Genomic DNA, 25,058 nt, shown 5'->3' on the forward strand with positions numbered 1-25,058 from the left:
GGTTACCAGATCGGCAGGCTGTAGCCGACGATGATGCGGTTCTCGTCCGCGTCGCGGGCGAAGTCGGAACGGAAGCTGGCGTTGCGCAGGCGCACGTAGAGGTCCTTGAGCGGGCCGTTCTGCACCACGTACTTCAGCTCGATGTCGCGTTCCCATTCGCCGCCGCGATCGTCCGAGCCGGCGATCTCGGCATCGCTGCCACGGACATAGCGGGTCATGAAGGTCAGGCCGGGAACGCCCAGGCTGGCGAAGTTGTAGTCGTAGCGGGCCTGCCAGGAGCGTTCGTCGGCGTTGGCGAAGTCGTTGATCTGCACGAAGTTGACCAGGTACGGATCGCTGCCGTCGATATAGGCATAGCCGGTATCGCCGCTCATGTCCTGGAAACCGAGGCCGAATTTGTGGGCTCCGAGACCGTAGGTGACCATGGCGTTCAGCGCGCGGTTATCGACCTTGCCGGCGTTGGCGGCGCCGCTGTCGTCGCTGAGCATCAGGCGCAGGTCGCTGCTCAGGGTGCCGGCGCCGACCTTGTGGCTGGTCAGCAGATTGAAGAAGTGCTGGCGGTAGACGTCGTCGAGATCGGCGAAGAAGTAACGACCGGTCAGGCCTGGAGCGAACTGGTAGTCGAAGCCGGCCAAGTCCAGGTGGTCGGCCGTCACACCGCCAGCGAAACGGCGGTTCTTGCTGTTCAGCACCAGGTCTTCGGAGTTGGTCGAGGCGCGGTCGATCACCTTGTCCAGGCGACCGCCGGTGAAGGTGAAGCCTTCCAGTTCCGAAGAGGTCAGCAGGCCGCCTTCGAACACTTGCGGCAGCAGGCGGCTGTCGCTGGCCTTGACCACCGGCAGCTCGGGGACGTGGGAGCCGTAGCGCAGCTCGGTTTCGGAGAATTTCACCTTGGCGGTCAGGCCCAGGCGGCCGAACTCATCCGGGGTGCCGCCGTCATCCTGTACCGGCAGCAGGTCGGTACCGGTGCGTCCTTTGCCCGAATCCAGTTTCACGCCGAGCATCCCCAGGGCATCGAGACCGAAGCCGACGGTGCCTTCGGTGTAGCCGGACTGGATGTCGAGCAGGAAGCCCTGGCCCCATTCTTCGCGCTTGTTCTGTCCGTCGAACTGGCGGAAATCGCGGTTCAGGTAGATGTTGGTAGTGGTCAGGGTAGCCTTGCTGTCTTCGATGAAGGCGGCGTTGGCGAAGGGTGCGGCGCCGGTGGCGGCGATGGCCAGGCAGAGCAGGCGGACAGGCGGCAGGGCCTGGCGTGAGGCTTCGTACATCTGTGGTCTCCGTTATTGTTTTTGTCGCAGCCATGCACCACTGCAAGGCCGCTCAGGCAGGTGGATCGAGCCACCTTGAGGCGATCCTAGGCGGGCAAGCTTTCACCAGGCTTTCAGGGGCGACAGTTTTTTCCGCCGCCGGGAACGGTGGCATTTGGGGCAATTCACAGCGCGCCGGGTGGCGCTACACTGCGCGCCTCGATCCGGGTGTGGTGGGAGGTAGCGGTGCGAATTCTGCTGGTCGAAGACCATCCGCAATTGGCGGAAAGCGTGGCTCAGGCCCTCAAGGGCGCCGGCTGGACAGTGGACGTGCTGCACGACGGGGTAGCCGCCGACCTGGCATTGGCCAGCGAAGACTACGCCCTGGCGATTCTCGATATCGGGTTGCCGCGACTGGACGGTTTCCAAGTGCTGGCGCGCCTGCGCGAGCGCGGCAAGACACTGCCGGTGTTGATGCTGACTGCGCGCGGCGAGGTGAAGGACCGGGTGCATGGCCTCAACCTCGGTGCCGATGACTACTTGGCCAAGCCGTTCGAACTCTCCGAACTGGAGGCACGGGTCAAGGCGCTGCTGCGCCGCAGCCTGCTCGGTGGCGAGCGGCAGCAGCGGTGCGGCGACCTGGTGTACGACCTGGATACCCGGCGCTTCCTGCTCAAGGACGAGATTCTTTCGCTGACCTCGCGCGAGCAGGCGGTGCTCGCCGCGCTGATCGCCCGGCCCGGCCGGGTGATGAGCAAGGAACAGCTCGCCTCGCAGGTCTTCGGCCTGGACGAAGAGGCCAGTCCGGACGCCATCGAGATCTACGTCCACCGATTGCGCCGCAAGCTGGAAGGCAGCCGGGTGCGTATCGTCACCTTCCGGGGCCTGGGCTATCTGCTGGAGGCCCAGGGTGAGTGAAGCGTCCAGTCTGCGCGGACGGCTGTTGCGGCGGCTTGCCGCGTTGCTCGCGGTACTGCTCGCGGTCAGTGGCTGGAGCGCCTACCTCAATGGTCGCGCTGCCGCCGACACGGCTTACGACCGCACCCTGCTGGCGTCGGCTCGCGCCATCGCCGAACGCCTGACGACACGGGGCGGTCGTCTGGGTGTCAGCGTGCCTTATGTGGCCCTGGATGCCTTCGCCTACGACAGCGGCGGGCGGGTCTATTACCAGGTGAACGGCTTCAAGGGCGAGCTGGTGGCCGGCTACGAAGACCTGCCGGCACCCTCGCCGAAGGTGCGGCGGACCGATGACTATCCGGCCCTGGCACGTTTCTACGATGGCGAATACCTGGGGCAGGGGGTGCGAGTGGTCAGCCTGCTGCAACCGATCAGCGAGCCCGAGTTGAACGGTATGGCGGAAATCCGTGTGGCCGAGACTCAGGGGGCGCGCGAGCGCATGGCCCGGGGGTTGTTGACCGACACCCTGTGGCGGCTTGGCCTGCTGGCGATCGGGGCGCTACTGCTGGTCTGGCTGGCGGTGAGCGCCGCGTTGCGTCCCCTGGGGAGGCTCAGCGAGGCGGTGGAAGAGCGTCAGCCGGACGACCTGCGCCCCTTGCCATTGGTCAGTGTGCAGCGTGAGCTGAAGCCCCTGGTCCTGGCGCTGAACCATTTCACCGAACGGCTGCGGGCCCAGTTCGAGCGACAGACGCAATTCATCGCCGATGCCTCCCATGAGCTGCGCACGCCCTTGGCGGCGCTCAAGGCCCGCATCGAGCTGGGGTTGCGCGAAAAGGAGCCGGCGGTCTGGTACAGCACTCTGGAAAGCGCGGCGGAAAATACCGATAAGCTGACCCACCTGGCCAACCAGTTGCTCTCCCTGGCCCGAATCGAGAGCGGCGCGCGTGCCATCGCCGAGGGCGGTGCCGAACGCCTCGACCTCAGCCAGTTGGCCCGCGAGTTGGGGCTGGCCATGGCGCCCCTGGCCTATAAGCGGGGTGTCGCCCTGGCTCTGGAGGCTGAGCAGCCGGTCTGGCTGAAGGGCGAGCCGACGCTGCTCAACGAGCTGCTGTGCAATCTGCTGGACAACGCGCTGGCACATACGCCCGAGGGCGGCAACGTGATTCTCCGGGTGCTGCAACCGGGTGTGCTGGAGGTGGAAGACGACGGGCCGGGTATTCCGCCTGAGGATCGGGAGAAGGTCTTTGCCCGCTTCTATCGGCGCAAGCAGCAAGGCAGTGGCGCGGGGTTGGGGCTGGCCATCGTCGGGGAAATCTGCCGGGCTCATCTGGCGACGATCAGCCTGCATGAGGGGGAATCCGGCGGCTTGCGGGTGCGGGTGGAGTTTCCCGGGGACTCGATCTGAGCGGGTCTTCAGGGGGCCGAGCCGGGTAGTTGCTGGGCTTCGAGGCGGTAGCGCTCGAGCTTGCCGCTGCGCTCCAGTTCGGCCAGGCCCCGGTTGAAGCGCTCCATCAACGCTTCGTTGCCCTCGATCTGGCGCGACAGGAGCAGGTGAAGGTTGTCTTTGCGCAGGGGAAGCCGATGGTAGGTGAGCCGCTCCCGGTCCGCGCGGTCGAAGTGCTGGAGCAGCGCCAGGCCGACGAGCCGATCCACCGGCAGGATATCGATGCGTCCGGCCAGCAGCAGGCGAAAGGCCTGTTCATCGTTGTTGACCCGCTGTACCTGCAAGCGCTTGTCCCGTTCGGCTTGCTCGAAGGGCACGCCATAGTCGTAGCCGATGACCGCACCGATACGCAGGTCGCGCAGGTCGTCTATCGTCTGCCAGTTGAAGGGATCGTCCTTGCGATGGAAAAGGACATAGCCGCTCATGATCAGCGGATCGCTGATGAAGAACGCCTGCTCGCGCTCCGGGCTGTTCAGCCAGGCTGCCGTCCCGGGGCGCTGGCCGGCTTTGGCCAGGCGCATGGCCCGTGCCCAGGGATAGAACTCCCAATGGACCTTGACGCCTTCAATCGCGAACGCTTCGGTAACGATGCGCGAGGCCACGCCGTAATGGGGCAGCTTTTCACCCGTATACGGCGGCCACTCACCGTTGGTCAGGTAGATTTCCTCGGCGGCGGCGAGACTGCCGAGCAATAGGCTGAACAGCAGGACGAGCAGGCGCATGGGCAGGCTTCTGAGGCTGTGCTACGTCTTGAGTCTAGTGCCGTTTCGAAAATAGCTGCCATCGCTCTGACGGCAGTCTTCGGTTGCTCCCGGCGGGGCCCCATAGCGGCTGGCGAGGTTGTTCCGCGTCAGCCCACCCGTGCTGCTTACTGCAGCATGCTCATGGCCGCTTCCATCGCTGCGGACAAGTCTTCGTCGGCCTGCATGTCCACGTTCGGGTCCAGGCCGAGTTTGCCGAATGCCGGAATCCGGCCCCAATCCAGTTGCGTGTAGGGATGCGTGGTGCCCAGGTAGCTTTGCAGCGTTGCGACCTGGACGATGTCCACGTAGTCGACCTTCGCGGAGTCGCGTTCGAAATCCAGGTATTGGCTGGGCACGATGGCGATCGGCTCGGGGAATTCCCAGGCCCGCAGGATCTTGTCGCCGATGATCGGGTGAATCTTCTCGATCACATGGTTGAGGCTGATCGAGTCGGAGAGCAGTTCGTTGTGCTCCTCGGCGTAGGTGAGGATCGGCAGGATACCGATCTGGTGAACCAGACCGGCCAGGGTCGCCTGGTCCGGCATCAGGCGGGTGTAGTGGCGGCAGAGCACATGGCAGATACCGGCGATCTCGGTGCTCTTGTTCCAGACTTCGCGCATCTTGCGATCGACGACATCGGACGTGGCCTGGAACATCTGCTCCATCGCCAGGCCGGTGGCGAGGTTGCAGGTGTAGTTGATGCCGAGCCGGCTGATCGCCATCTGCAGGTCGGTGATTTCCTTGGCAGTACGCAGCAGCGGGCTGTTCACCACCTTGATGATGCGCGCGGTGAGCGCGGCGTCGTTGCCGATCACCTTGCTCAAGGCGGAAATGCTGATATCCGGGTCTTCCGCAGCTTCGCGGACCTTCAGCGCGACTTCCGGCAGCGTGGGCAGGACCAAGTCATCGTTCTCGATGGCCTGGATCAATTCCCTCTGGACTTTCTCGACAAGCGTATTCATCTCGGTTCTCTTCTACTGCTCGTTATCGATGATGGGGCGCGTCTGCGGTTGTCCGGTCGCTGCCGGTCGAACGGGTTCAGCGCTGGATCTCGCGGTCCGGGTCCAGCGCGTAGGGAAGCTCCAGCAGGCGCAAGGCCGGGCCCTCCAGCGAGCCCAGGTGCACGCGACCATCGTTCGCCGCGTCTTCCTGCAGTACGGCGAGCAGCTCGACACCGCTGTCCGCCGGGGCTGCCAGCACCACCTCTCCCACCGAACTGCCATGGACGGGGGAGAACAGCTCGGTCGCGGCGGCCGGAGGCGTCCCGCTTTCCAACTCCAGGCGGTAGAGCCGGCGCTTGAGCTTGCCGAGGTACTGCATGCGGGCGACGATCTCCTGACCGGTATAGCAGCCTTTCTTGAAGCTCACGCCGCCCAGCGCCTGCAAATTGATCATTTGCGGAATGAACAGCTCGCGGGTCGGCCCGGATACCTGACCGATGCCGGCTCGTACCTGGGCCAGTAGCCAGCCATCCAGTCCTGCGCTCGGCAACTGCGCGCTCAGGCGCGCCTGGATGGTGTCGGCCTGGGCGGACGGGACCCAGAGTTCGGCGCGACCATCGCTAAGGCGAATGGCAATCAGGCCGTTGGCCCGTACGACGCGATCGCTGTCCTGGGGCAGGTCGAGGCCCAGGCTGACCAAGGCACCGTCGCCACCGGCAAGGCCGAAGCGGACCCAGGCCGCGCTTTCGTCGCTCAGGGTGGATTTGGAGAACACGGCGTACTTCTTCAAGTCCGCCATCTGCGGTTCGATCAGTTCCATCGCCATGGCGAGCAGGAAACCGTCGCCTTCGCCAAGGATGCGGAAGCTCGACTGCATCCGCCCTTTGGGCGTGCAGCGGGCACCGAGGCCAGCATGTTCGTCGTTCAGGTAGTTGAGATTGCAGGTCAGCTGACCCTGGAGGAATTTGCTGGCGTCGGGGCCGCGGACGGCAAGTACGCCCTCGTGGGTCAACGGGCAGAAAAAAGCGGAGTCGGCCATTGAGAGTCGCTGGAATAAAGTTGGGGCCCCATCATAGGGCGCCGGGCCCCGACTTGTCAGCGGGTGCCCGTGAACGTCCGGCCCGGTATAATGCCGCCCTCTTTCAAGGAGCCGCCCATGGCCGACGATATCGAACTGAACCGACTGTTCTGGCACAGCCGCCGTGGCATGCTGGAGCTCGATGTATTGCTGGTGCCCTTCGTCAAGGAGGTCTACCCGAACCTCGATGCCGAGGACCAGGCGCGCTACCGCAAGCTGCTCGCCTGCGAGGATCAGGATATGTTCGGCTGGTTCATGCAGCGTGGCGAGCCGGAAGACCCCGATCTGCGCCGGATGGTCCGGATGATTCTGGACCGTGTCCAGCCCAAGTGATTTCTTCGAGTGCCATTGGCAGGCGTCGCGGCGCCTGCTGGTGCTGTATCTGATCGCCCAGGCGTTGGCACTGGGCGCATTCCTGCTTGCCGATATTCCGTCCTGGGCCGCTCTGCTTGGCGTGGCGGCCTGCCTGGGGCATGCCGGTTGGGTGCTGCCACGGCATGTATTGTTGCGCGGCCCGCGCGCCTTTCGCGGGTTGCGGCACGATGCCGAGGGTTGGCAGTTGTGGAATGCGCGGGATGGCTGGCAGCGCGTCCAGCTTCGCCCGGACAGCCTGGCGCTGCCTCTGGCGGTGATATTGCGTTTTCGTCTGAGCGGCGAGCGCCGCGTGCGCGGCCTGTGCATTCCCGGCGACGCGCTGGCGGCGGACGCGCATCGCCGGTTGCGGGTACGGCTGAAATTCAGCCGGCGTAGGTGGGCGGCTCCAGAATAGTGTCGCGCGCTTCGGGCAACTGTTCCGGGTAGTCGAGAGTGTAATGCAGGCCGCGGCTCTCATGACGGAGCATGGCCGAGCGAATCATCAGTTCGGCGACCAGCGCCAGGTTGCGCAGTTCGATCAGGTCCCGGCTCACCTTGTAGTTGCTGTAGAACTCGTCGATCTCGCTGAGTAGCAGGCGCACGCGGTGTTGCGCGCGCTGCAGACGCTTGTTGGTTCTGACGATGCCAACGTAGTCCCACATGAAACGCCGCAGCTCGTCCCAGTTGTGGGCGATGATTACGTCTTCGTCGGAGTCGGTCACTTGGCTGGCATCCCAGCTCGGCAGGTGGGTGGGAATCGCCACCTGCTCCAACTGGCCGACGATGTCCGCCGCTGCCGAGCGAGCGTACACAAAGCATTCGAGCAGGGAGTTGCTGGCCATGCGGTTGGCGCCGTGCAGGCCGGTGAAGCTGGTCTCGCCGATGGCGTAGAGACCGGGCACGTCGGTGCGTCCGTGCTGGTCGACCACCACGCCGCCGCAGGTGTAGTGGGCCGCCGGCACCACCGGAATCGGCTGGCGGGTGATGTCGATGCCGAAGTCCAGACAGCGCTCGTAGACGGTCGGGAAATGCGCGGTGACGAAGTCCGCCGGCTTGTGGCTGATGTCGAGATAAACGCAGTCGATGCCTAGGCGCTTCATTTCATGGTCGATGGCGCGCGCGACGATGTCTCGGGGCGCCAGTTCGGCGCGCGGATCGAAGCGTGGCATGAAGCGCTCGCCGTTGGGGAGCTTGAGCAGGGCGCCTTCGCCGCGCAGTGCCTCGGTGATCAGGAAGCTCTTGGCCTGGGGGTGATACAGGCAGGTGGGATGGAACTGGTTGAACTCCAGGTTGCCGACCCGGCAGCCGGCCCGCCAGGCCATGGCGATGCCGTCGCCGCAGGCTCCATCCGGGTTGCTGGTATAAAGATAGACCTTGGCTGCGCCCCCGGAGGCAAGTGCGGTGAAGCGTGCGGCATAGGTATCGACCTGGCCGGTGCCGCGATTCAGCACATAAGCGCCGAGGCAGCGCTGCCCGGGCAGGCCGAGCTTGCGCTCGGTGATCAGGTCCACCGCCACGTGCTGTTCCAGCAGTTCGATGTTCGAGCGTTGCCGGGCCTGCGCCAGCAGCGTGTTGAAAATGGCCGCGCCGGTGGCATCGGCGGCATGGATGATGCGTCGGTGGCTGTGCCCGCCTTCGCGGGTCAGGTGAAACTCGAAGCCGTTGTCTTCGCCGCCGTGCTTCTCGTCCCGCGTAAAGGGAACGCCCTGTCCGATGAGCCATTGGATGGCTTCGCGACTGTGTTCTACCGTGAAGCGAACCGCTTCCTCTTTGCACAGCCCGCCGCCGGCGACCAGGGTGTCTTCGACGTGGGATTCGACGGTGTCCGTGTCGTCCAGCACGGCGGCCACCCCACCTTGTGCCCAGTAAGTGGAGCCGTTGGCCAGGTCGCCTTTGCTCAACACGGCGATGCGTAGGTGCGAAGGCAGGGTAAGGGCGAGAGTCAGGCCGGCAGCGCCGCTGCCGATCACCAGTACGTCGTGCTGAAAGTGTTGGCTCATGGTCCGGATCCACTGATGAAGCGCCCCCTAGTATATAGGTGGGGGCGGCGCCACAATAGCGCGCTTATGTCCGACCGCGGAGCTCTGGAACTTTCTTAGTCTTTCGGGTTCCTAAGACGGATAGGGAATAAGTGCAGAGATGTGGTGCCAGTTCTCGAAATGCTTGTCTGGCCCTGCAAAAAGATTATCCGCGCAGCTGGATGAGTGAAAAGCTGCGCACTTTCGTAAAGATGTAATTTGAATTTTTGCGGAAAGCGTGCTTGGAGGGGAGAACTTTTGTGCATCGCCCGTGTCTATCTTGGTAGGCTGGTCCACTCGTTGGTAAAGCACTCCCGAATCGAGGAGCGCACATGCTAACTCAAGAGCAGGATCAGCAGTTGGTTGAGCGGGTTCAGCGCGGGGACACGCGAGCTTTCGATCTTCTGGTGCTCAAATATCAGCACAAGATTCTCGGACTGATCGTGCGTTTCGTGCATGACACTCATGAAGCTCAGGATGTCGCGCAAGAAGCCTTCATCAAGGCCTACCGAGCCCTGGGTAATTTTCGCGGTGACAGCGCCTTCTATACCTGGCTGTACCGCATCGCCATCAACACGGCGAAGAATCATCTGGTGGCACGTGGTCGACGTCCCCCGGATAACGATGTAAAGGCCGAGGATGCCGAGTTCTATGAGGGCGATCATGCTCTCAAGGACATCGAGTCACCGGAAGGGGCTTTGTTGCGGGATGAGATCGAGGTCACTGTGCATCGAACCATCCAGCAACTGCCTGAGGACTTGCGCACGGCGTTGACGCTGCGCGAATTCGATGGATTGAGCTACGAAGACATTGCGAGCGTCATGCAATGTCCGGTTGGCACTGTGCGCTCGCGCATATTCCGTGCGCGGGAAGTCATCGATAAAGCCCTGCAACCCTTGTTGCGGGACGCCTGAGACAGCGGCAATAGCCGAATGAGGAACTGCCATGAATCGTGAACCCCTGCAGGAATCGCTGTCCGCGGTGATGGATAACGAAGCGGATGAACTGGAACTGCACCGTGTGCTGGCTGCCAGTAGCGATCCCGAACTGAGAGCAACCTGGTCTCGCTACCAGATCGCCCGCGCGGTGATGCATCAGGAACTGATCGAACCGCGTCTTGACATCGCCGCGGCGGTTTCGGCGGCCTTGGCCGATGAGAAGATTCCTGCGCCGATGGCGCCTCGCTGGCGCGGTCTGGCTCGGGTGGCCGTAGCGGCGTCGGTGACGCTGGCGGTGCTTGCCGGGGTACGTTTCTACAATCAGGACGAGGCCGCCGGCGGGGTGCAGATGGCCCAGCAGGGCGCTCAGCCCGTCATCTCGGCTCCGCAAGTCCAGGGGCCCGCGGTTCTGGCCGGTTACAGTCAGGGTGTCGAGCAGACGGGTGCCGCATCGGATGCCAAGGCGGCGCCGAGCTGGCATGATCAGCGTCTGCCGATCTATCTGCGCCAGCATGCGCAGCAGGCTGCGATGGGTGGAGCTGAAAGTGCGTTACCCTATGCTCGTGCGGCCAGTCTGGAAAATCGCTGAGGAACATGCGCACCTTTTCTATTTCTCTTCTTCTGGGGGGCTGGCTGGCTTTGCCAGCCCACGCTGCGGATGCCAAGGACTGGCTGCTTCGCTTGGCCGAAGCCGAACAGCAACAGAGTTTCCAAGGCACATTCGTCTACGAGCGTAATGGCAGTTTTTCCACCCATGGCATCTGGCATCGGTCGGAAGAAGGTAACGTTCGTGAGCGTCTGCAACAGTTGGATGGCCCCGCGCAGGAAGTAGTGCGGGTCAACGGCAAGATTCAATGCGTGAGCGGAACCCTGGTCGACGAAGTTGCCGACGGCCAGGCTTGGTCCGTGCGCAAGCTCGACCCCAAGCAGCTTTCCGCCTGGTATGACTTGCGCCTCGTCGGCGAATCGCGTGTGGCCGGTCGACCGGCCGTCGTCCTCGCTATCCTGCCTCGTGATCAGCATCGCTACGGATTCGAGCTGCATCTGGACCGGGAAACCGCGCTGCCCTTGAAGTCCCTGTTGCTGAACGAGAAGGGGCAGTTGCTGGAGCGCTTCCAGTTCACCCGCCTGGATACCTCCGGGAAGCCGACAGACGAATTGCTGCAACCTGGCACCGAGTGCAAATCGGTACAGCTCGCGGACGCAAAGGATATTCCCAATGCCTGGCGCTCCGAGTGGTTGCCGCCCGGTTTCAGCTTGACCAGTGCGCTGGAGACGCCGAGCCCCGTATCCAAGGAATCGGTGGCCTACTTGATGTATGGCGATGGCCTGGCGCGCTTCTCGGTGTTCCTCGAGCCGTTGCACGGTGCGGCAGTCGAGGATGCTCGGAGCCAGCTGGGGCCGACCGTCGCGGTTTCACGGCGCATGAGCACGGCGGACGGTGACATCATGGTCACGGTGGTTGGCGAGATTCCACTCGGTACGGCCGAGCGAATAGCCTTGTCCATGCGCTCCGGCGAGACACAGGCGACACCATGATCGAAGAGCAGGGGCGGGTCATTGCAGTAGAGCCCGGCGCCGTCTGGGTGGAGACCTTGCGAAAGAGTACCTGTACCGCTTGTTCGGCAAGTGCCGGGTGCGGTCAAGGCATCATGGAAAAGTTAGGAGTGGGGGCCCGGCGTGGATACGTCCGGGCCCTTTCCGATTTACAGCTCGATGTGGGGGATCCGGTCGTCATCGGCATCCGCGAAGAGCTGCTGCTGCGCGGTTCCATTCTGGTTTACCTTCTCCCACTGCTTGGGCTGTTCCTGGCCGCGATACTTGCCGAGCGTCTGGCGTTGGGCGAACCTCTAGTCATTTTTTCGGGACTGGGCGGTTTCGCCCTGGCCTGGTTCGGTGTTCGCTGGCATAGCCGGCGAGCGGCGGACGATCCCGCGTTGCAGCCGGTCGTGCTGCGCGCCATGCTCGCCGGGGCTGTCGGTCAGCGGTGAGATTTCAAGCTTGTTTGAGCAGGGGAGTTGTGATGTCGATGCCTAGTTGGAAATCCTGTCTGTCCGTCCTGGCTGCGTTGCTGATGCTGAGCCAGGCGCTGGTGGCGCGTGCCGATCTGCCGGATTTCACCGAGCTGGTCCAGGAAGCGTCGCCCGCGGTCGTGAACATCAGTACCCGGCAGAAGCTGCCGGCCAGCACCGCCAGTGCGCAGATTCCCGATCTCGAGGGGTTGCCGCCGATCTTCCGTGAGTTCTTCGAACGCAGCATTCCGCAGGTTCCGCGCAATCCGGGCGGCCGCCAGCGCGAAGCCCAGTCGCTCGGCTCCGGCTTCATCATTTCCGACGATGGCTACGTGCTGACCAATAATCACGTGGTGGCCGATGCCGATGAGATTATCGTGCGCCTGTCCGACCGTAGCGAGTTGGAGGCCAAGCTGGTCGGTGCCGATCCGCGTACCGACGTGGCCTTGCTGAAAGTCGAAGGCAAGGGGCTGCCCACGGTCAAGTTGGGTAACTCCGAAGCGCTGAAGGTCGGCGAGTGGGTGCTGGCCATCGGTTCGCCGTTCGGCTTCGATCACTCCGTCACCGCCGGTATCGTCAGTGCCAAGGGGCGTAGCCTGCCGAACGAGAGCTATGTGCCGTTCATCCAGACCGACGTGGCGATCAATCCGGGCAACTCGGGCGGTCCGTTGTTCAATCTGGACGGCGAAGTGATCGGCATCAACTCGCAGATTTTCACCCGCTCGGGCGGCTTCATGGGCTTGTCGTTCGCCATTCCGATCGACGTTGCCATGGATGTGGCCAACCAGTTGAAATCCGAAGGCAAAGTCAGCCGGGGCTGGCTGGGTGTGGTGATCCAGGAGGTCAGCAAGGACCTGGCTGAATCCTTCGGCCTGGAAAAACCGGCCGGTGCGCTGGTGGCTCAGGTGCTCGAGGGTGGTCCGGCCGACAAGGGCGGGCTTCAGGTGGGTGACGTCATCCTGAGCCTGAATGATCGTCCGATCGTCATGTCCGCCGATTTGCCGCATCTGGTGGGCGGCCTCAAGCCAGGCAGCAAGGCCGATCTGGAAGTGGTGCGTGACGGCGAGCGCCGCAAGCTGCAACTGACCATCGGTGCGTTGCCGGAAGAGGGCGATGAGGTCGCCGTCGGCAAGGTGCCGGGTGCCGAGCGCAGCAGCAACCGCCTGGGCGTCAAGGTGGCCGAGCTGTCCGCCGAGCAGAAGAAGGCCCTCGACCTGAAAGGCGGCGTGGTGATCAGCGAGGTGCTGGAAAGCGGGCCCGCGGCCTTGATCGGCTTGCGTCCGGGCGATGTCATCACTCACCTGAACAATCAGGCTATCGATTCGGCCAAGACGTTCACCAAGGTCGCTCAGGATTTGCCGAAGAATCGCTCCGTGTCCATGCGCGTGTTGCGGCAGGGACGTGCCAGTTTCATCACGTTCAAGCTGTCCGAGTAATCGCGAGGGCAGAAAAGGGCATTAGCCTCGGCCCCGCAAAAACGCCGTACGCATGCTGTGCGGCGTTTTTCGTTGGGGTTGTGCATGACCGCCCTTTTCATGGCTCCGGCTGGCGCCTGGGCGTGACGCCCAGGCGCTCGATCGGGTACACTCGCGGGCTATTTTCGGTGGGCAGCCTGCCCGCGGCCTTTTTGAGTGTTGATCACGTGAGTGACCTGAGTCATATCCGCAATTTCTCCATCATCGCCCATATCGACCACGGCAAGTCGACGTTGGCGGACCGTTTCATCCAGATCTGTGGTGGCCTCGCCGATCGCGAGATGGAGGCCCAGGTGCTCGATTCCATGGATCTGGAGCGTGAGCGTGGCATTACCATCAAGGCCCATAGCGTCACCCTGCACTACAAGGCGCAGGACGGTAAGACCTACCAGTTGAACTTCATCGATACCCCCGGCCATGTCGACTTCACTTATGAAGTCAGCCGCTCCCTGGCCGCCTGCGAAGGCGCGCTGCTGGTGGTGGACGCCGGCCAGGGCGTCGAGGCCCAGTCTGTTGCCAACTGCTACACCGCCATCGAGCAGGGCCTGGAAGTCATGCCCGTGCTGAACAAGATGGACCTGCCCCAGGCCGAGCCGGAGCGGGTGAAGGATGAGATCGAACACATCATCGGCATCGATGCGACCGACGCGGTCCCCTGTAGCGCCAAGAGCGGCATGGGCGTGCCCGATGTGCTGGAGCGTCTGATCCAAGTGATTCCAGCGCCGGAAGGTGAGATCGAAGCGCCGCTGCAGGCACTGATCATCGACTCCTGGTTCGACAACTACCTCGGCGTGGTCTCCCTGGTACGCGTCAAGCACGGCCGGGTGAAGAAAGGCGACAAGATTCTGGTGAAATCCACCGGCAAAATGCATCAGGTGGATAGCGTCGGGGTATTTACGCCCAAGCATACCGAGACGGTAGACCTGAAGGCCGGCGAAGTGGGGTTCATCATCGCCGGCATCAAGGACATCCATGGCGCACCGGTGGGCGATACCCTGACCCTTTCCACCACGCCCGACGTGGACATGCTGCCGGGCTTCCAGCGGATCAAGCCGCAGGTATATGCCGGCCTGTTCCCGGTTAGTTCCGACGATTTCGAGGATTTCCGCGAGGCCCTGCAAAAGCTGACGCTGAACGATGCGGCCCTGCAATATGAGCCGGAAAGCTCCGATGCCCTGGGCTTCGGCTTCCGCATCGGCTTCCTCGGCATGCTGCACATGGAGATCATCCAGGAGCGTCTGGAGCGCGAATACGACCTGGACCTGATTACCACCGCGCCGACCGTGGTCTACGAGGTCGTGCTGAAGAACGGCGATACCGTCTACGTCGACAACCCCTCGAAGCTGCCCGACCTGGCGTCCATCGCCGAGATGCGTGAGCCGATCGTGCGGGCGAATATCCTGGTGCCCCAGGAGCACCTGGGCAACGTCATTACCTTGTGCATCGAAAAGCGTGGCGTGCAGCGCGACATGCAGTTCCTCAGCAGCCAGGTCCAGGTCAGCTATGACCTGCCGATGAACGAGGTAGTGCTGGACTTCTTCGATCGCCTGAAATCCGTGAGTCGGGGCTATGCGTCCCTGGACTACAGCTTCGATCGCTTCCAGGCGGCCAACCTGGTCAAGCTCGATGTGCTGATCAATGGCGACAAGGTCGATGCCCTGGCCCTGATCGTCCATCGCGACCGGGCCCACCAGAAGGGCCGCGCGTTGACCGAGAAAATGAAGGAGCTGATCCCTCGGCAGATGTTCGATGTGGCGATCCAGGCGGCTATCGGCGGCCAGATCGTTGCCCGGACCACGGTCAAGGCGCTCAGGAAGAACGTATTGGCCAAGTGCTATGGCGGCGACGTCAGCCGTAAGCGCAAGCTGCTGGAAAAGCAGAAGGCCGGTAAGAAGCGGATGAAGCAGGTCGGTAGCGTGGAGATTCCCCAGGAAGCCTTCCTCGCCGTGCTCAAAGTGGATAGCTAGGGTCTATGTCAATCAATTTCCCTCTGTTGTTGGTTATCGCCGTAGCGGTATGCGGCGCCTTGGCACTGCTGGATCTGGTCCTGTTGGCTCCACGTCGGCGTGCGGCGATCGCTGCTTATCAGGGGCGCGTCGGCGAACCCGACGAAGAGGTGCTGGAAAAGCTCGGCCGGGAACCGGTGCTGGTGGAGTACGGCAAGTCGTTCTTCCCGGTACTGGCCATCGTCCTGGTGCTGCGGTCCTTTCTGGTCGAGCCGTTCCAGATCCCGTCCGGTTCGATGAAACCGACCCTGGAAGTGGGTGATTTCATCCTGGTGAACAAGTTTGCCTATGGCATCCGCCTGCCGGTGCTGGACACCAAGGTTATCGAGGTGGACAACCCGCAACGCGGCGACGTGATGGTGTTCCGCTATCCCAGCGACCCGAACATCAATTACATCAAGCGCGTCGTCGGCCTGCCGGGTGACGTGGTGCGCTACAGCAGCGACAAGCACCTGTTCGTCAATGACCAGCCGATTGCCGAAAGCCTTGTCGGCGAAGAGCCGGGCACGCTCGGCAGTGCCGTGTTGTACAAGGAAAAGCTCGGCGCGGTGGAGCATCTGGTGCGCAAGGAAATGAGCCGCTATCGCATCGAGCCGGGTCGTGAGTGGGTGGTGCCGGAAGGCCACTATTTCATGATGGGCGACAACCGCGACAACTCCAACGACAGCCGTTACTGGAACGATCCCAAGATTCCGAAGGAACTGCGCGGGATGGTGCCGGACCGCAACATCGTCGGCAAAGCCTTCGCGGTGTGGATGAGCTGGCCCGATCCCAAACTGCGTAATCTGCCCAACTTTTCGCGAGTCGGGTTGATTCACTGATTCCCAAATTGTGCGGCGCTGTTCAAGACAGCGCCGGCCGCTATATATAGTCTTGCCCTTGCCCGTTCGGGTGATCGAATAACACTGACATTGGGGTCAAACATGACATTTGCGCGTTCGCAGAAAGGTATGTCGATACTGGGGTGGCTGGTCGTTCTGGCCGTTGTTGCATTCCTTGCCAGTACTGCGTTCAAGATCATTCCGCATTACCTCGACTATATGTCGATGGAAAAGATCATTTCCTCGGTGGAAACCGACAAGGCCTTGAATATCCAGACCGTGGGCGACTTCTACGAGCATGTCAGCAAGGGCATGCAGGTCAACGGCATCCGCGACCTGGATATGAAGAAAGTGTTGAAGGTGAATGTGGAAAACAACGAATTCCGTGCTCATCTGAAGTATGAAAAACGCGAACCGCTGATCGAGAACCTCGATCTCGTGGTGCGCTTCGACAAAGAATTTCGGTTACGCATGCCGTGAGCTCAACGTTAGGCCGCCTCGAGCGCAAGCTCGGTCATAGTTTCAAGAACCAGGACCTGATGGTCCTGGCTCTCACCCATCGTAGCTTCGCCGGGCGCAATAACGAGCGTCTGGAATTCCTCGGTGATGCCATCCTCAACTTCGTTGCCGGCGAGGCCCTGTTCGCCCGCTTTCCCCAGGCCCGCGAGGGGCAGCTGTCGCGTCTGCGCGCACGCCTGGTCAAGGGCGAGACGCTGGCGCAACTGGCCCGTGGATTCGAGCTAGGGGAATACCTGCGGCTCGGTTCCGGCGAGTTGAAGAGCGGTGGGTTCCGCCGCGAATCCATCCTTGCCGATGCGCTGGAGGCACTGATCGGCGCCATCTACCTGGATGCGGGCATGGAAGCGGCGCGCGAACGGGTGCTGGATTGGCTCGCCAACGAGCTGGACGGCCTGACGCTGGTGGATACCAACAAGGACCCGAAGACACGCCTGCAGGAATACCTGCAGTCGCGTGCCTGCGAACTGCCTCGCTACGAGGTCGTGGATATCCAGGGAGAACCACACTGCCGGACGTTCTTCGTCGAGTGCCAGGTAACCCTTTTGAATGACAAGACCCAGGGGCAGGGCGCTAGCCGCCGTATCGCCGAACAGGTCGCGGCGGCCGCCGCCCTGATCGCCCTGGGCGTGGAGAACGGTAATGAGTGAGATCGACGAAGACGTGTCCCGCTGTGGCTATGTAGCCATTGTCGGCCGCCCCAACGTGGGCAAGTCGACCTTGCTCAATCACATTCTCGGGCAGAAGCTGGCGATCACCTCGCGCAAGCCCCAGACCACCCGGCATAACATGCTGGGTATCAAGACCGAAGGGGCTGTCCAGGCGATCTACGTGGATACTCCCGGTCTGCACAAGAACAGCGAGAAAGCGCTGAACCGCTACATGAACAAGAGCGCTTCGGCGGCGTTGAAGGACGTCGACGTGGTCGTTTTCGTGGTCGACCGTACCCGCTGGACCGACGAGGACCAGATGGTGCTCGAGCGGGTGCAGTACGTGCAGTGCCCGGTGTTGCTCGCGGTGAACAAGACCGACCGCATCGAGGACAAGGCCGAGCTGCTGCCGCATCTGGAATGGCTGGCCCAGCAGTTGCCCAACGCGGAAATCGTGCCGATTTCCGCCCAGCAGGGGGTTAACCTCGACACTTTGGAGCGCTTGGTGGCCGAGCGTTTGCCCGAGGGCGATCACTTCTTCCCGGAAGACCAGATCACCGACCGCTCCAGCCGTTTCCTCGCGGCTGAATTGGTGCGCGAGAAGATCATGCGCCAGCTCGGGGCGGAGTTGCCCTACCAGATCACCGTGGAAATCGAAGAGTTCAAGCAGGAAGGACGCATCCTGCACATCCACGCGCTGATCCTCGTCGAACGCGAGGGGCAGAAGAAGATCATCATCGGCGACAAGGGCGAGCGCATCAAACGGATTGGCCAGGATGCGCGCAAGGACATGGAAACCATGTTCGATTCCAAGGTCATGCTCAACCTCTGGGTGAAGGTAAAAGGCGGCTGGTCGGACGACGAACGTGCCCTGCGGTCGCTCGGCTACCTGGACGTTTGATTCTCCGGCTTCGAGCCGACAACCTGGCTGAACGCCTCCTATGCCTCAATCCGCCTTCGTCCTGCACAGCCGTCCGTACCGGGAGAGCAGTGCGCTGGTGGATTTCTTCACACCGCAGGGCCGGCTCCGGGCGGTCCTGCGTTCGGCGCGGGGCAAGGCGGGTAGCCTGGCGCGGCCGTTCGTTCCGCTGGAGGTCGAGTTCAACGGGCGTGGCGAACTGAAGAACGCCAGCCGCCTGGAAGCCAGCGGTATCGCCCATTGGTTGAACGGCGATGCGCTGTTCAGCGGTCTCTATCTCAACGAGCTGTTGATCCGCCTGTTGCCGGCCGAAGTCCCACATCCCGCGTTCTTCGATCACTATGCCGCGACCTTGCTGGCCCTGGCCGAAGGGCGGCCTCTGGAGCCCTTGCTGCGCGCGTTCGAATGGCGTCTGCTGGACGAGCTGGGCTATGGTTTCGCCCTGGACCTGGATATCGCCGGCCAACCCATCGTCGCCGAGGGCCTCTATCGCCTGCAGCCGGATGCCGGCCTGGAGCCCGTTGGCCAATTGCAGCCCGGCCTGTTCCACGGAGCCGAGTTGATGGCCATGGCCGAGGCCGATTGGTCGGTACCCGGCGCTCTGGCAGCCGCCAAACGGCTGATGCGCCAGGCACTCGCCCCTCACCTGGGCGGCCGACCTCTGGTCAGCCGCGAGTTGTTCATGAATCTCAAGGAGCCTCCCCGTGACTGAAGCCAACCGCATCCTGCTCGGCGTCAACATCGATCACGTCGCCACCCTGCGCCAGGCGCGCGGCACGCGCTACCCGGACCCGGTCAAAGCCGCCCTGGATGCCGAGGAAGCCGGTGCCGATGGCATTACCCTGCATTTGCGCGAGGATCGCCGGCATATCCAGGAGCGTGACGTCCGGGTCATGAAGGACATGCTGCAGACGCGCATGAACTTCGAGATGGGCGTCACCGAGCCGATGCTGGCCTTCGCCGAAAGCATCCGCCCCGAACACATCTGCCTGGTGCCGGAAACCCGCCAGGAACTGACCACCGAAGGCGGCCTGGACGTTGCCGGTCAGGAAGAGCGCATCCGTGCAGCGGTGGAGCGGCTGAGCAAGCTGGGTTGCGAGGTGTCGTTGTTCATCGATGCCGAAGAACGGCAGATCGAGGCCGCGCGACGCATCGGTGCTCCGGCCATCGAGCTGCATACGGGCCGTTATGCCGATGCCCAGACGCCCGCCGAAGCCGCCCGCGAACTGGCGCGGATTCGCGACGGCGTGGCGTTCGGCCTGGGGCATGGGTTGATCGTCAATGCCGGGCATGGCCTGCACTACCACAACGTCGAGCCGGTGGCGGCCATTGCCGGCGTCCATGAATTGAATATCGGCCACGCCATCGTCGCCCATGCGCTGTTCGTGGGGTTCAAGCAGGCAGTGGTGGAGATGAAGCAATTGATCGTCGCGGCAGCGGCGCGGGGTTAAGAGCCGCTCCCTGAAAGCCGGCCCCCTTTAATGTGTGGCGAGGGGCCATACAGCAGGGCGAGTTCTTTGCCCTGCATGGCATCGTCCGATCGTCTGGGCGGCGAATCGCTCGCCCGGCTTTACGGCTTGCGCGCCAGCACTACGGCGCGCATCGGCGCCGGCAGGCCTTCGATGGTGCGGGAGTGGTCGTGCGGATCGAGAAAGTCGGGTAGCGACTGGAAGCGCATCCATTCGGTGCTGCGCTGCTCTTCGACGCGGGTGATGCTCACATCGACGCAGCGAACATCGGTGAAACCGGCGCGGCGCAGCCAGCGTTCCAGCGCCGGTACCGAGGGCAGGAACCAGACGTTGCGCATCTGGGCATAGCGGTCTTCCGGGATCAGCACGTTCTGCTCGTCGCCGGCGATCACCAGGGTTTCGAGCACCAGTTCGCCGCCCCTGACCAGGCAATCCTTGAGTGCAAGCAGATGCTCGATGGGCGAGCGACGGTGGTAGAGCACGCCCATGGAAAACACGGTATTGAAGCCTTCCAGGCGCTCCGGCAGGTCTTCCAGGGCGAAGGGCAGGTGCCACGCCGGCAGGTCCGGCAGGTAGCGCTGGATGGCCTGGAACTGGCAGAAGAACAACCAGTTGGGGTCGATCCCGATCACGCTGTCGGCACCGGCGCCGAGCATGCGCCACTGGTAATAGCCGTTGCCGCAGCCCACATCGAGCACGCGCTTGCCGTGCAGCTCCAGATGGGGAGCGACCCGCGCCCACTTCCAGTCCGACCGCCATTCGGTGTCGATGTGCACACCGAACAGATCGAACGGCCCCTTGCGCCAGGGCGACAGACCGAGCAGGGCCTGTCTCAGCTGAGCCCGCGTGGCGTCTGTGCAAGGCGCATCGAGGCGAAAGCGTTCGCGCAGTTCGACTTCGGTGGGTTTCAGATCCGGCAGAGCATCGAGGGCACCCTGCCAACGCTCCAGGTCGCCGTGCCCGATGTCCATCCGGGCGTCCAGTTGCGCCTGCAGGCCATTGGCCCAGGCAGCCAGGGGAGTGCCGGCGAGACGGTGGACGAGAGTGGTGAGGTCGATCATGGCAGGGCGATCAGCGAAGCGAAGTTGAGACACTGGAACCAGGGCACCACCTTGCGGAAACCGGCCGCCAACAGGCGGTTGCGATGGACCTCGAGGCTGTCGGGGCGCATGACGTTTTCCAGCGCGCTGCGCTTCTGGGCGATTTCCAGCTCGCTGTAACCGTTGGCCCGCTTGAAGTCGATATGCAGATCGGTGAGCAGCGCCTGCTCCTCATCGTCGGCGAAGCGCAGCTTTTCCGACAGGATCAGCGCGCCACCGGGGAGCAGGGCCTGGCGAATGCGGCCGAGCAGTTCGAGCCGGCGCTCGGGATCGATGAATTGCAGGGTGAAGTTCAACGCCACCAGCGATGTGGGCTGGAAATCCAGGGCGAGGATATCCGCCTCGATCACGTCGACCGGCAGCAGCTCTTGGAACATCGAGTCCTGGGCATGCAGGTACTCCCGGCAGCGCTCCACCATGGCCGCCGAGTTGTCCACCGCGACGACCCGGCAGCCATCGGTTTTCACGTGCCGGCGTAGCGCCTGGGTAACGGCGCCGAGCGAACTGCCCAGGTCGTAGAGCACACTGTGCGGCTGGGCGAAACGGCCGGCGAGCACGCCGATGTTCTCGACGATGGTCGGGTAGCCCGGCACCGAGCGCTTGATCATGTCGGGGAATACGCGCACCACGTCTTCGTTGAAGACGAAGTCCCGTACTTGGGCGAGGGGCTGCGCGAAAAGACGATCGGGGTCCTGGGTCACGGTGGTTCCGGGGGTTGGCGTAAAAGGCCGGCATTTTAGCCAAGAGTGACGGCGTGCCAAACCCTCCTTCGTGTCCGTCCGCCGTATTGCCGGTGCGGTTCACTTCAACTGATCGGAAAAGAACTCCCCGGCGCCCTGCACCGGCCCCAACGGATTGCGTTTCACTTCGTAGCGGCGGATGTTCGGCTCGCCGCTGCTGACCTTGTGTACCAGGCGGTCGTCCACCAGGACGAACACGGCGCGGAACGCCCAGCCCTGGATCTCGCGTTTCTTGCGGAAGTTGAAGATGTCCGCCCAGAAGTTGCCCACCCGTTGGCTATCGCTCTTGGAGAACTCGAAGGCATAACCGACGCAGCGGTCCTTGGCCTCCAGGCATTGCAACAGTCCATCCGGGAGGTAGGCGAGGGGAATGTTCGGCTGGACGAACATCAGCCGGATGTCGATGAACGACAGCATGCGGCCGTTGCCCTGGATCAGCGGGTCGAAACCCAGGGAGAACAGTTCGGGCCGGGTAGTGCGACCGGGGATCGCCTGGGCGAAGCGGCCTTCCGCATCCAGATAATCGGCGAAGGGCGATTGGGTTTCCGCACGCTCGCTGGGTAGAAGACTGCTGCATCCTGCCAGCAAGATCACGGCAAGGATCACATTTGCTCGACCAACACAGCCGCCCATTGCGTACTCCCGGAGTCAGTGTCGCCCTCCTTCTCTATAGCCCATTTGCCGAGGACTTGCTGGCGGATTGTCACCACCTCATCGGGTATGGGCGGCCGAGGCGGCGATGGCCGATTGACCGGCCCAATAACTGAGGATGATGGCGTAGGGCGCGGCCTCGAATGGCATGACGAAGCGGTCGATGCCGATGAGGCTGTCGGAGAGTACGAACAGCACGGCACCGCCTGCCGCGAGCCGGGCGGAGAGGACCGGTACGCCGGCTGTGCCGATACGGGCCAGGGAGCGCCAGAGCATGGCACCGATGGTCAAGGCATAGAGCGCTACCGGAACCAGCAAGGAGCCCAGGCCTGCCGAGGCGAGCACACCGAACATGCCGGCAGCCGTCGATGCCGCGAACACCAGTGCCAGCGGCGCCAGGCGCCGGCTGTCACTCAGATAGGCCGACAGGTAAGCCAGGTGAGCGAGCAGAAAGGCACCCAGGCCGAAGACGAACAGATCGGCCGGCCACGCGAGCAGGACGTCGCCGGCGAGAGAAAAGAACAGGCCCAGGGCAATCCGGTTGCGATAGGCACTGGCCGGAAACCCGCGCAGCCAGAACAGCAAGGCGATCACCGGTATCGGCTTGCTCGCCAGGCGGATCGGCATTTCGTCCGACGCCACCCCGTACAGGTAAAGCAGAACGGCGGGTATCCCAAGTAACAGCCAGCGCATCGATCTTCTCCCTGAATCGCCTAAATGATGATTTTCTCGCCCGGGCGGGCTCTTTACACTGAGCGCGAATATGCCTGCAGGAAAACCGTTCCCACAGGCGACACATGCCAGCGCTGGCGGCATTTCGCGCCGCCTGCCCGCTACACTTTCCCGGAAAGCCCAGGAGCGTCCGCGCATGAGATCCACGGCGACCCGCCTGAAAATCGGCTTCCTGCTCGCGATTGCCATTATGGTGATGAACATCCTGGTGCCGGTGTTCAGTGGCCGCTGGATCGATCAGTTGCGCCTCGAGCGCCAGGCTCAGGAGCAACTCAGGCAAGAAGTGCAATTGATGCTGCTGGCATTGAAAGACAGCCAGTCCAGTCAGCGGGGATTCATTCTCACCGGGCGGGAGGATTATCTGAGTCCGCTCTACCAGGGCTTCGCCGAGATCGATCGCCTGATGCCGATCCTGGCGGTCAAGGCCGGCAGCGATGCCGATCTGGGGGCCACCCTGAAAAACATCCGCCCGCTACTCATCGAGTTACGCGAGTTCTACAACGAAACCATCGAGGTTCGTCGCCAGCAGGGCCTGCTGGTTGCCGCCGACCGTGTCGCCAAGGGCAAGGGCAAGCAGATCAAGGACAGCATCCGCAATGCGCTCAATGAGTTCCAGATACTGCTGAACCAGCGCATCGTGCTGTTGGAGCGGGAGATTCACTGGCGCGAGGACATGGGCACCATTGGCCTGTCGCTGACCGCTCTCCTCGACCTGATGGTGCTCGGCATGTTGTTCTTCTTCACGTTCCGGGTGCTGCGAGAAAGCCGTGAAAGCGCACAGAACCTGCACAGTCTCAGCGAGCAGCTGAGCAGTGGCGTGCAGAAGCTGGAACTGCGCAACCGCGAAATATCCTTGCTCAGCAACATGGCTGGCGCCTTGCATTCCACCAGCCTGTTCGATGAATGCTTCGGCATCATCAGTCGCTTCGCCCAACAGCTGTTTCCGCAGAATGCCGGCTGTCTGGCGCTGTACCACCCGTCTCGCGACGTACTCGAAGAAACCGGCCGCTGGGGCGACTGGGAACCCGGCAACGAATTGTTCGAGCCGCAGCAATGCTGGGCGATTCGCCGGGGCCAGAGTCACAGGGTGCGGGATGTCTCCCAGGATTTGATCTGCCCCCATCTCGACGGGCATCCGGGGTTGGGGCATGGCTATCTGTGTGTTCCGTTGATGGCCCATGGCGAGCCGTTGGGCGTGGTGACGCTTCTTGGGCAAGGCGTCGATATCGAATTGGCTGAGGCTTTTGCCGAACAGGTCTCTTTGGGGGTGGCCAACCTGTCGCTGCGCGACAGCCTGCGCCAACAGTCGGTGATCGACGCCCTGACCGGACTGCACAACCGTCGCTTCCTCGATGAGACGTTACGCCGCGAGTTGCTTCGGGCTTCGCGCAAGCAGACCCCGATTGCGGTGGTCCTGCTGGATGTGGACCATTTCAAGCGCTTCAACGACACCTTCGGCCACGAGGCTGGCGATCTGGTATTGCGGCACCTGGCCCAGGAGATGAGGCGCCACGTGCGTGCCAGCGACCTGGCGTGCCGTTATGGGGGCGAGGAGTTCGCCCTGATCATGCCGGAGATCACCCTGGAGGATGCGATCTCGCGTTGCGAGGCGCTGCGCTTGGCGGTGACCCGCTTGCAGGTACGGTATGGCGGGCAGCCACTCGGGCCGATCAGTATTTCCCTTGGCCTGGCGTTGTTTCCCCAGGATGGCCAGCAAGCGGAGATTCTCTTGCATGCCGCGGACAGTGCGCTGTACGAAGCCAAGCGTGGCGGGCGCAATCGCCTTTGCCTGTATCACCCGCCACGGGCCAGCGATCTACCCGTACTGGAGTAGCGACGTCACTTGACCGCCACCTTGCAATCGAAGGTCTCGGCCGGCGCCACGCCCACTTCCCAGGGCCGCTTGTAGACCAGCAGCAGATGGCCATCGCCCGGCTGGGTCGCCTGGAAGCGCCAGGTGGAAAGGCCGGCGCTGCCGACCAGGCCGGCATCTTCGGGATTGCTGTAGACCTCCGGGCCGAGGCTGCGCAACACATTCGCCGCGGCGTCTTTCACTTCCCAGCGATACCCGGTGGTCGGATTGCTCGGCAGGGTCAGTACCAGGGTCTGGCCCGGGTGCATCCGCAGCGGGCATTTGTTCTGCTGGTTGTGCTGCAGGGTAATGCTGGTGGGCTGCTGGGCGCAGGCGGCGAGCAGGGCGAACGCGAAAGGCAATAACCGGCGCGGCTGGCGAACGATCATTTCCAACTCCTGTCGGTGGCGGAAAAGCGCCAGCATACCTGGGTCGTCGCTTGCTGTAAGGCATGT

Annotated in this window: 27 protein-coding genes; 17 read left to right on the plus strand and 10 right to left on the minus strand. The window is 63.0% G+C overall.

All coding sequences use genetic code 11. The features are described from left to right. Positions 1–2 precede the first annotated feature (2 nt). Positions 3–1,268 (minus strand): OprD family porin, encoded by a 1,266-nt coding sequence (locus tag BZL41_RS12920; RefSeq protein ID WP_095599675.1) that lies wholly within the window; start codon positions 1,266–1,268, stop codon positions 3–5. A 225-nt stretch (positions 1,269–1,493) separates the two neighbouring features. On the opposite strand from BZL41_RS12920, the gene BZL41_RS12925 reads away from it, so the two are divergent. Together BZL41_RS12925 and BZL41_RS12930 are read left to right on the plus strand one after the other, a co-directional pair. After that, entirely contained in the window at positions 1,494–2,165 is a 672-nt protein-coding gene (locus tag BZL41_RS12925) for a response regulator (protein WP_084336391.1), read from the plus strand. Next, complete coding sequence (locus BZL41_RS12930) at positions 2,158–3,549, plus strand: sensor histidine kinase (RefSeq protein WP_095599676.1); 1,392 nt, start codon at positions 2,158–2,160, stop codon at positions 3,547–3,549. Before BZL41_RS12925 ends, BZL41_RS12930 begins: the two co-directional genes overlap by 8 nt. A gap of 8 nt (positions 3,550–3,557) precedes the next feature. Here BZL41_RS12930 and BZL41_RS12935 read toward each other — a convergent pair whose 3' ends face one another. The 3 genes from BZL41_RS12935 to BZL41_RS12945 form a co-directional block, all read right to left on the minus strand. Continuing rightward, positions 3,558–4,310, minus strand: a complete 753-nt coding sequence (locus BZL41_RS12935) for an ABC transporter substrate-binding protein (protein ID WP_095599677.1) — start codon at positions 4,308–4,310, stop codon at positions 3,558–3,560. A gap of 146 nt (positions 4,311–4,456) precedes the next feature. Next, a complete protein-coding gene (locus BZL41_RS12940; protein WP_084336388.1) occupies positions 4,457–5,293 on the minus strand; it encodes an HDOD domain-containing protein in 837 nt (278 codons plus the stop codon). 76 nt (positions 5,294–5,369) lie between these two features. Further along, complete coding sequence (locus tag BZL41_RS12945; protein WP_095599678.1) at positions 5,370–6,311, minus strand: folate-binding protein YgfZ; 942 nt, start codon at positions 6,309–6,311, stop codon at positions 5,370–5,372. A gap of 117 nt (positions 6,312–6,428) precedes the next feature. Between BZL41_RS12945 and BZL41_RS12950 the strand changes: the two genes are divergently transcribed. Together BZL41_RS12950 and BZL41_RS12955 are read left to right on the plus strand one after the other, a co-directional pair. Then, a complete protein-coding gene (locus BZL41_RS12950; RefSeq protein WP_084336386.1) occupies positions 6,429–6,683 on the plus strand; it encodes a succinate dehydrogenase assembly factor 2 in 255 nt (84 codons plus the stop codon). Further along, positions 6,667–7,119 carry a protein YgfX gene (locus BZL41_RS12955; RefSeq protein WP_095599679.1) on the plus strand — a complete coding sequence of 151 codons (453 nt, stop codon included), beginning with the start codon at positions 6,667–6,669 and terminating at the stop codon, positions 7,117–7,119. Before BZL41_RS12950 ends, BZL41_RS12955 begins: the two co-directional genes overlap by 17 nt. Here BZL41_RS12955 and nadB read toward each other — a convergent pair. Continuing rightward, a complete protein-coding gene (gene nadB, locus BZL41_RS12960; protein ID WP_095599680.1) occupies positions 7,088–8,704 on the minus strand; it encodes an L-aspartate oxidase in 1,617 nt (538 codons plus the stop codon). The genes BZL41_RS12955 and nadB overlap by 32 nt on opposite strands. 350 nt (positions 8,705–9,054) lie before the next feature. Here nadB and rpoE point away from each other — a divergent pair, with 350 nt between their 5' ends. The 12 genes from rpoE (at position 9,055) to pdxJ (ending at position 19,510) form a co-directional block, all read left to right on the plus strand. Further along, positions 9,055–9,636: an RNA polymerase sigma factor RpoE gene (gene rpoE / locus BZL41_RS12965; RefSeq protein WP_084336383.1), complete on the plus strand. Its 582-nt coding sequence runs from the start codon at positions 9,055–9,057 to the stop codon at positions 9,634–9,636. 31 nt (positions 9,637–9,667) lie between these two features. Further along, a complete protein-coding gene (locus BZL41_RS12970; protein WP_095599681.1) occupies positions 9,668–10,249 on the plus strand; it encodes a sigma-E factor negative regulatory protein in 582 nt (193 codons plus the stop codon). A 5-nt stretch (positions 10,250–10,254) separates the two neighbouring features. Further along, complete coding sequence (locus BZL41_RS12975) at positions 10,255–11,199, plus strand: MucB/RseB C-terminal domain-containing protein (protein ID WP_095599682.1); 945 nt, start codon at positions 10,255–10,257, stop codon at positions 11,197–11,199. Beyond that, positions 11,196–11,651, plus strand: a complete 456-nt coding sequence (locus BZL41_RS12980; RefSeq protein WP_095599683.1) for a SoxR reducing system RseC family protein — start codon at positions 11,196–11,198, stop codon at positions 11,649–11,651. The genes BZL41_RS12975 and BZL41_RS12980 overlap by 4 nt, the downstream gene beginning before the upstream one ends. Before the next feature lie 38 nt (positions 11,652–11,689). Further along, positions 11,690–13,108 (plus strand): DegQ family serine endoprotease, encoded by a 1,419-nt coding sequence (locus BZL41_RS12985; RefSeq protein ID WP_095599700.1) that lies wholly within the window; start codon positions 11,690–11,692, stop codon positions 13,106–13,108. Between the two features lie 206 nt (positions 13,109–13,314). Next, positions 13,315–15,114: a translation elongation factor 4 gene (lepA, locus tag BZL41_RS12990; protein ID WP_095599684.1), complete on the plus strand. Its 1,800-nt coding sequence runs from the start codon at positions 13,315–13,317 to the stop codon at positions 15,112–15,114. Positions 15,115–15,119: 5 nt separating this feature from the next. After that, complete coding sequence (gene lepB / locus BZL41_RS12995) at positions 15,120–15,974, plus strand: signal peptidase I (protein WP_095599685.1); 855 nt, start codon at positions 15,120–15,122, stop codon at positions 15,972–15,974. A gap of 102 nt (positions 15,975–16,076) precedes the next feature. Then, positions 16,077–16,454 carry a DUF4845 domain-containing protein gene (locus BZL41_RS13000; protein ID WP_095599686.1) on the plus strand — a complete coding sequence of 126 codons (378 nt, stop codon included), beginning with the start codon at positions 16,077–16,079 and terminating at the stop codon, positions 16,452–16,454. After that, positions 16,451–17,140 carry a ribonuclease III gene (gene rnc, locus BZL41_RS13005; RefSeq protein WP_084336376.1) on the plus strand — a complete coding sequence of 230 codons (690 nt, stop codon included), beginning with the start codon at positions 16,451–16,453 and terminating at the stop codon, positions 17,138–17,140. The genes BZL41_RS13000 and rnc overlap by 4 nt, the downstream gene beginning before the upstream one ends. Continuing rightward, positions 17,133–18,041: a GTPase Era gene (gene era / locus BZL41_RS13010; RefSeq protein WP_095599687.1), complete on the plus strand. Its 909-nt coding sequence runs from the start codon at positions 17,133–17,135 to the stop codon at positions 18,039–18,041. Before rnc ends, era begins: the two co-directional genes overlap by 8 nt. Before the next feature lie 40 nt (positions 18,042–18,081). Further along, the gene (recO, locus tag BZL41_RS13015; RefSeq protein ID WP_095599688.1) at positions 18,082–18,771 is read left to right on the plus strand and encodes a DNA repair protein RecO; all 690 of its coding nucleotides are present in this window, start codon (positions 18,082–18,084) and stop codon (positions 18,769–18,771) included. Next, positions 18,764–19,510, plus strand: coding sequence for a pyridoxine 5'-phosphate synthase (gene pdxJ / locus BZL41_RS13020; RefSeq protein WP_084336373.1), 747 nt, complete (start codon positions 18,764–18,766; stop codon positions 19,508–19,510). The genes recO and pdxJ overlap by 8 nt, the downstream gene beginning before the upstream one ends. A 119-nt stretch (positions 19,511–19,629) precedes the next feature. Here pdxJ and cmoB read toward each other — a convergent pair whose 3' ends face one another. The 4 genes from cmoB to BZL41_RS13040 form a co-directional block, all read right to left on the minus strand. After that, entirely contained in the window at positions 19,630–20,589 is a 960-nt protein-coding gene (cmoB, locus tag BZL41_RS13025) for a tRNA 5-methoxyuridine(34)/uridine 5-oxyacetic acid(34) synthase CmoB (RefSeq protein WP_095599689.1), read from the minus strand. Continuing rightward, positions 20,586–21,329 carry a carboxy-S-adenosyl-L-methionine synthase CmoA gene (gene cmoA / locus BZL41_RS13030; protein ID WP_095599690.1) on the minus strand — a complete coding sequence of 248 codons (744 nt, stop codon included), beginning with the start codon at positions 21,327–21,329 and terminating at the stop codon, positions 20,586–20,588. Before cmoA ends, cmoB begins: the two co-directional genes overlap by 4 nt. A gap of 99 nt (positions 21,330–21,428) precedes the next feature. After that, entirely contained in the window at positions 21,429–22,001 is a 573-nt protein-coding gene (locus BZL41_RS13035) for a hypothetical protein (RefSeq protein WP_095599691.1), read from the minus strand. A gap of 78 nt (positions 22,002–22,079) precedes the next feature. Next, positions 22,080–22,712, minus strand: coding sequence for a lysoplasmalogenase (locus tag BZL41_RS13040; RefSeq protein ID WP_095599692.1), 633 nt, complete (start codon positions 22,710–22,712; stop codon positions 22,080–22,082). Between the two features lie 175 nt (positions 22,713–22,887). Between BZL41_RS13040 and BZL41_RS13045 the strand changes: the two genes are divergently transcribed. Then, positions 22,888–24,585 (plus strand): diguanylate cyclase, encoded by a 1,698-nt coding sequence (locus BZL41_RS13045; protein WP_168190991.1) that lies wholly within the window; start codon positions 22,888–22,890, stop codon positions 24,583–24,585. Between the two features lie 5 nt (positions 24,586–24,590). On the opposite strand, the gene BZL41_RS13050 is transcribed toward BZL41_RS13045, so the two are convergent. Continuing rightward, a complete protein-coding gene (locus tag BZL41_RS13050) occupies positions 24,591–24,992 on the minus strand; it encodes a protease inhibitor I42 family protein (protein ID WP_095599694.1) in 402 nt (133 codons plus the stop codon). Positions 24,993–25,058 lie beyond the last annotated feature (66 nt).

It is taken from the genome of Pseudomonas sp. PIC25, from assembly GCF_002286785.1.
Taxonomy (GTDB): domain Bacteria; phylum Pseudomonadota; class Gammaproteobacteria; order Pseudomonadales; family Pseudomonadaceae; genus Pseudomonas_M.

Coding starts and splice junctions, on each gene's coding strand:
- BZL41_RS12920 (WP_095599675.1), bottom strand. CDS start 1,268: ATGTACGAAGCCTCACGCCAGGCCCTGCCGCCTGTCCGCCTGCTCTGC.
- BZL41_RS12935 (WP_095599677.1), bottom strand. CDS start 4,310: ATGCGCCTGCTCGTCCTGCTGTTCAGCCTATTGCTCGGCAGTCTCGCC.
- BZL41_RS12940 (WP_084336388.1), bottom strand. CDS start 5,293: ATGAATACGCTTGTCGAGAAAGTCCAGAGGGAATTGATCCAGGCCATC.
- BZL41_RS12945 (WP_095599678.1), bottom strand. CDS start 6,311: ATGGCCGACTCCGCTTTTTTCTGCCCGTTGACCCACGAGGGCGTACTT.
- BZL41_RS12950 (WP_084336386.1), top strand. CDS start 6,429: ATGGCCGACGATATCGAACTGAACCGACTGTTCTGGCACAGCCGCCGT.
- nadB (WP_095599680.1), bottom strand. CDS start 8,704: ATGAGCCAACACTTTCAGCACGACGTACTGGTGATCGGCAGCGGCGCT.
- rpoE (WP_084336383.1), top strand. CDS start 9,055: ATGCTAACTCAAGAGCAGGATCAGCAGTTGGTTGAGCGGGTTCAGCGC.
- BZL41_RS12970 (WP_095599681.1), top strand. CDS start 9,668: ATGAATCGTGAACCCCTGCAGGAATCGCTGTCCGCGGTGATGGATAAC.
- BZL41_RS12975 (WP_095599682.1), top strand. CDS start 10,255: ATGCGCACCTTTTCTATTTCTCTTCTTCTGGGGGGCTGGCTGGCTTTG.
- BZL41_RS12980 (WP_095599683.1), top strand. CDS start 11,196: ATGATCGAAGAGCAGGGGCGGGTCATTGCAGTAGAGCCCGGCGCCGTC.
- BZL41_RS12985 (WP_095599700.1), top strand. CDS start 11,690: ATGCCTAGTTGGAAATCCTGTCTGTCCGTCCTGGCTGCGTTGCTGATG.
- lepB (WP_095599685.1), top strand. CDS start 15,120: ATGTCAATCAATTTCCCTCTGTTGTTGGTTATCGCCGTAGCGGTATGC.
- BZL41_RS13000 (WP_095599686.1), top strand. CDS start 16,077: ATGACATTTGCGCGTTCGCAGAAAGGTATGTCGATACTGGGGTGGCTG.
- era (WP_095599687.1), top strand. CDS start 17,133: ATGAGTGAGATCGACGAAGACGTGTCCCGCTGTGGCTATGTAGCCATT.
- recO (WP_095599688.1), top strand. CDS start 18,082: ATGCCTCAATCCGCCTTCGTCCTGCACAGCCGTCCGTACCGGGAGAGC.
- cmoB (WP_095599689.1), bottom strand. CDS start 20,589: ATGATCGACCTCACCACTCTCGTCCACCGTCTCGCCGGCACTCCCCTG.
- BZL41_RS13035 (WP_095599691.1), bottom strand. CDS start 22,001: ATGGGCGGCTGTGTTGGTCGAGCAAATGTGATCCTTGCCGTGATCTTG.
- BZL41_RS13040 (WP_095599692.1), bottom strand. CDS start 22,712: ATGCGCTGGCTGTTACTTGGGATACCCGCCGTTCTGCTTTACCTGTAC.
- BZL41_RS13045 (WP_168190991.1), top strand. CDS start 22,888: ATGAGATCCACGGCGACCCGCCTGAAAATCGGCTTCCTGCTCGCGATT.
- BZL41_RS13050 (WP_095599694.1), bottom strand. CDS start 24,992: ATGATCGTTCGCCAGCCGCGCCGGTTATTGCCTTTCGCGTTCGCCCTG.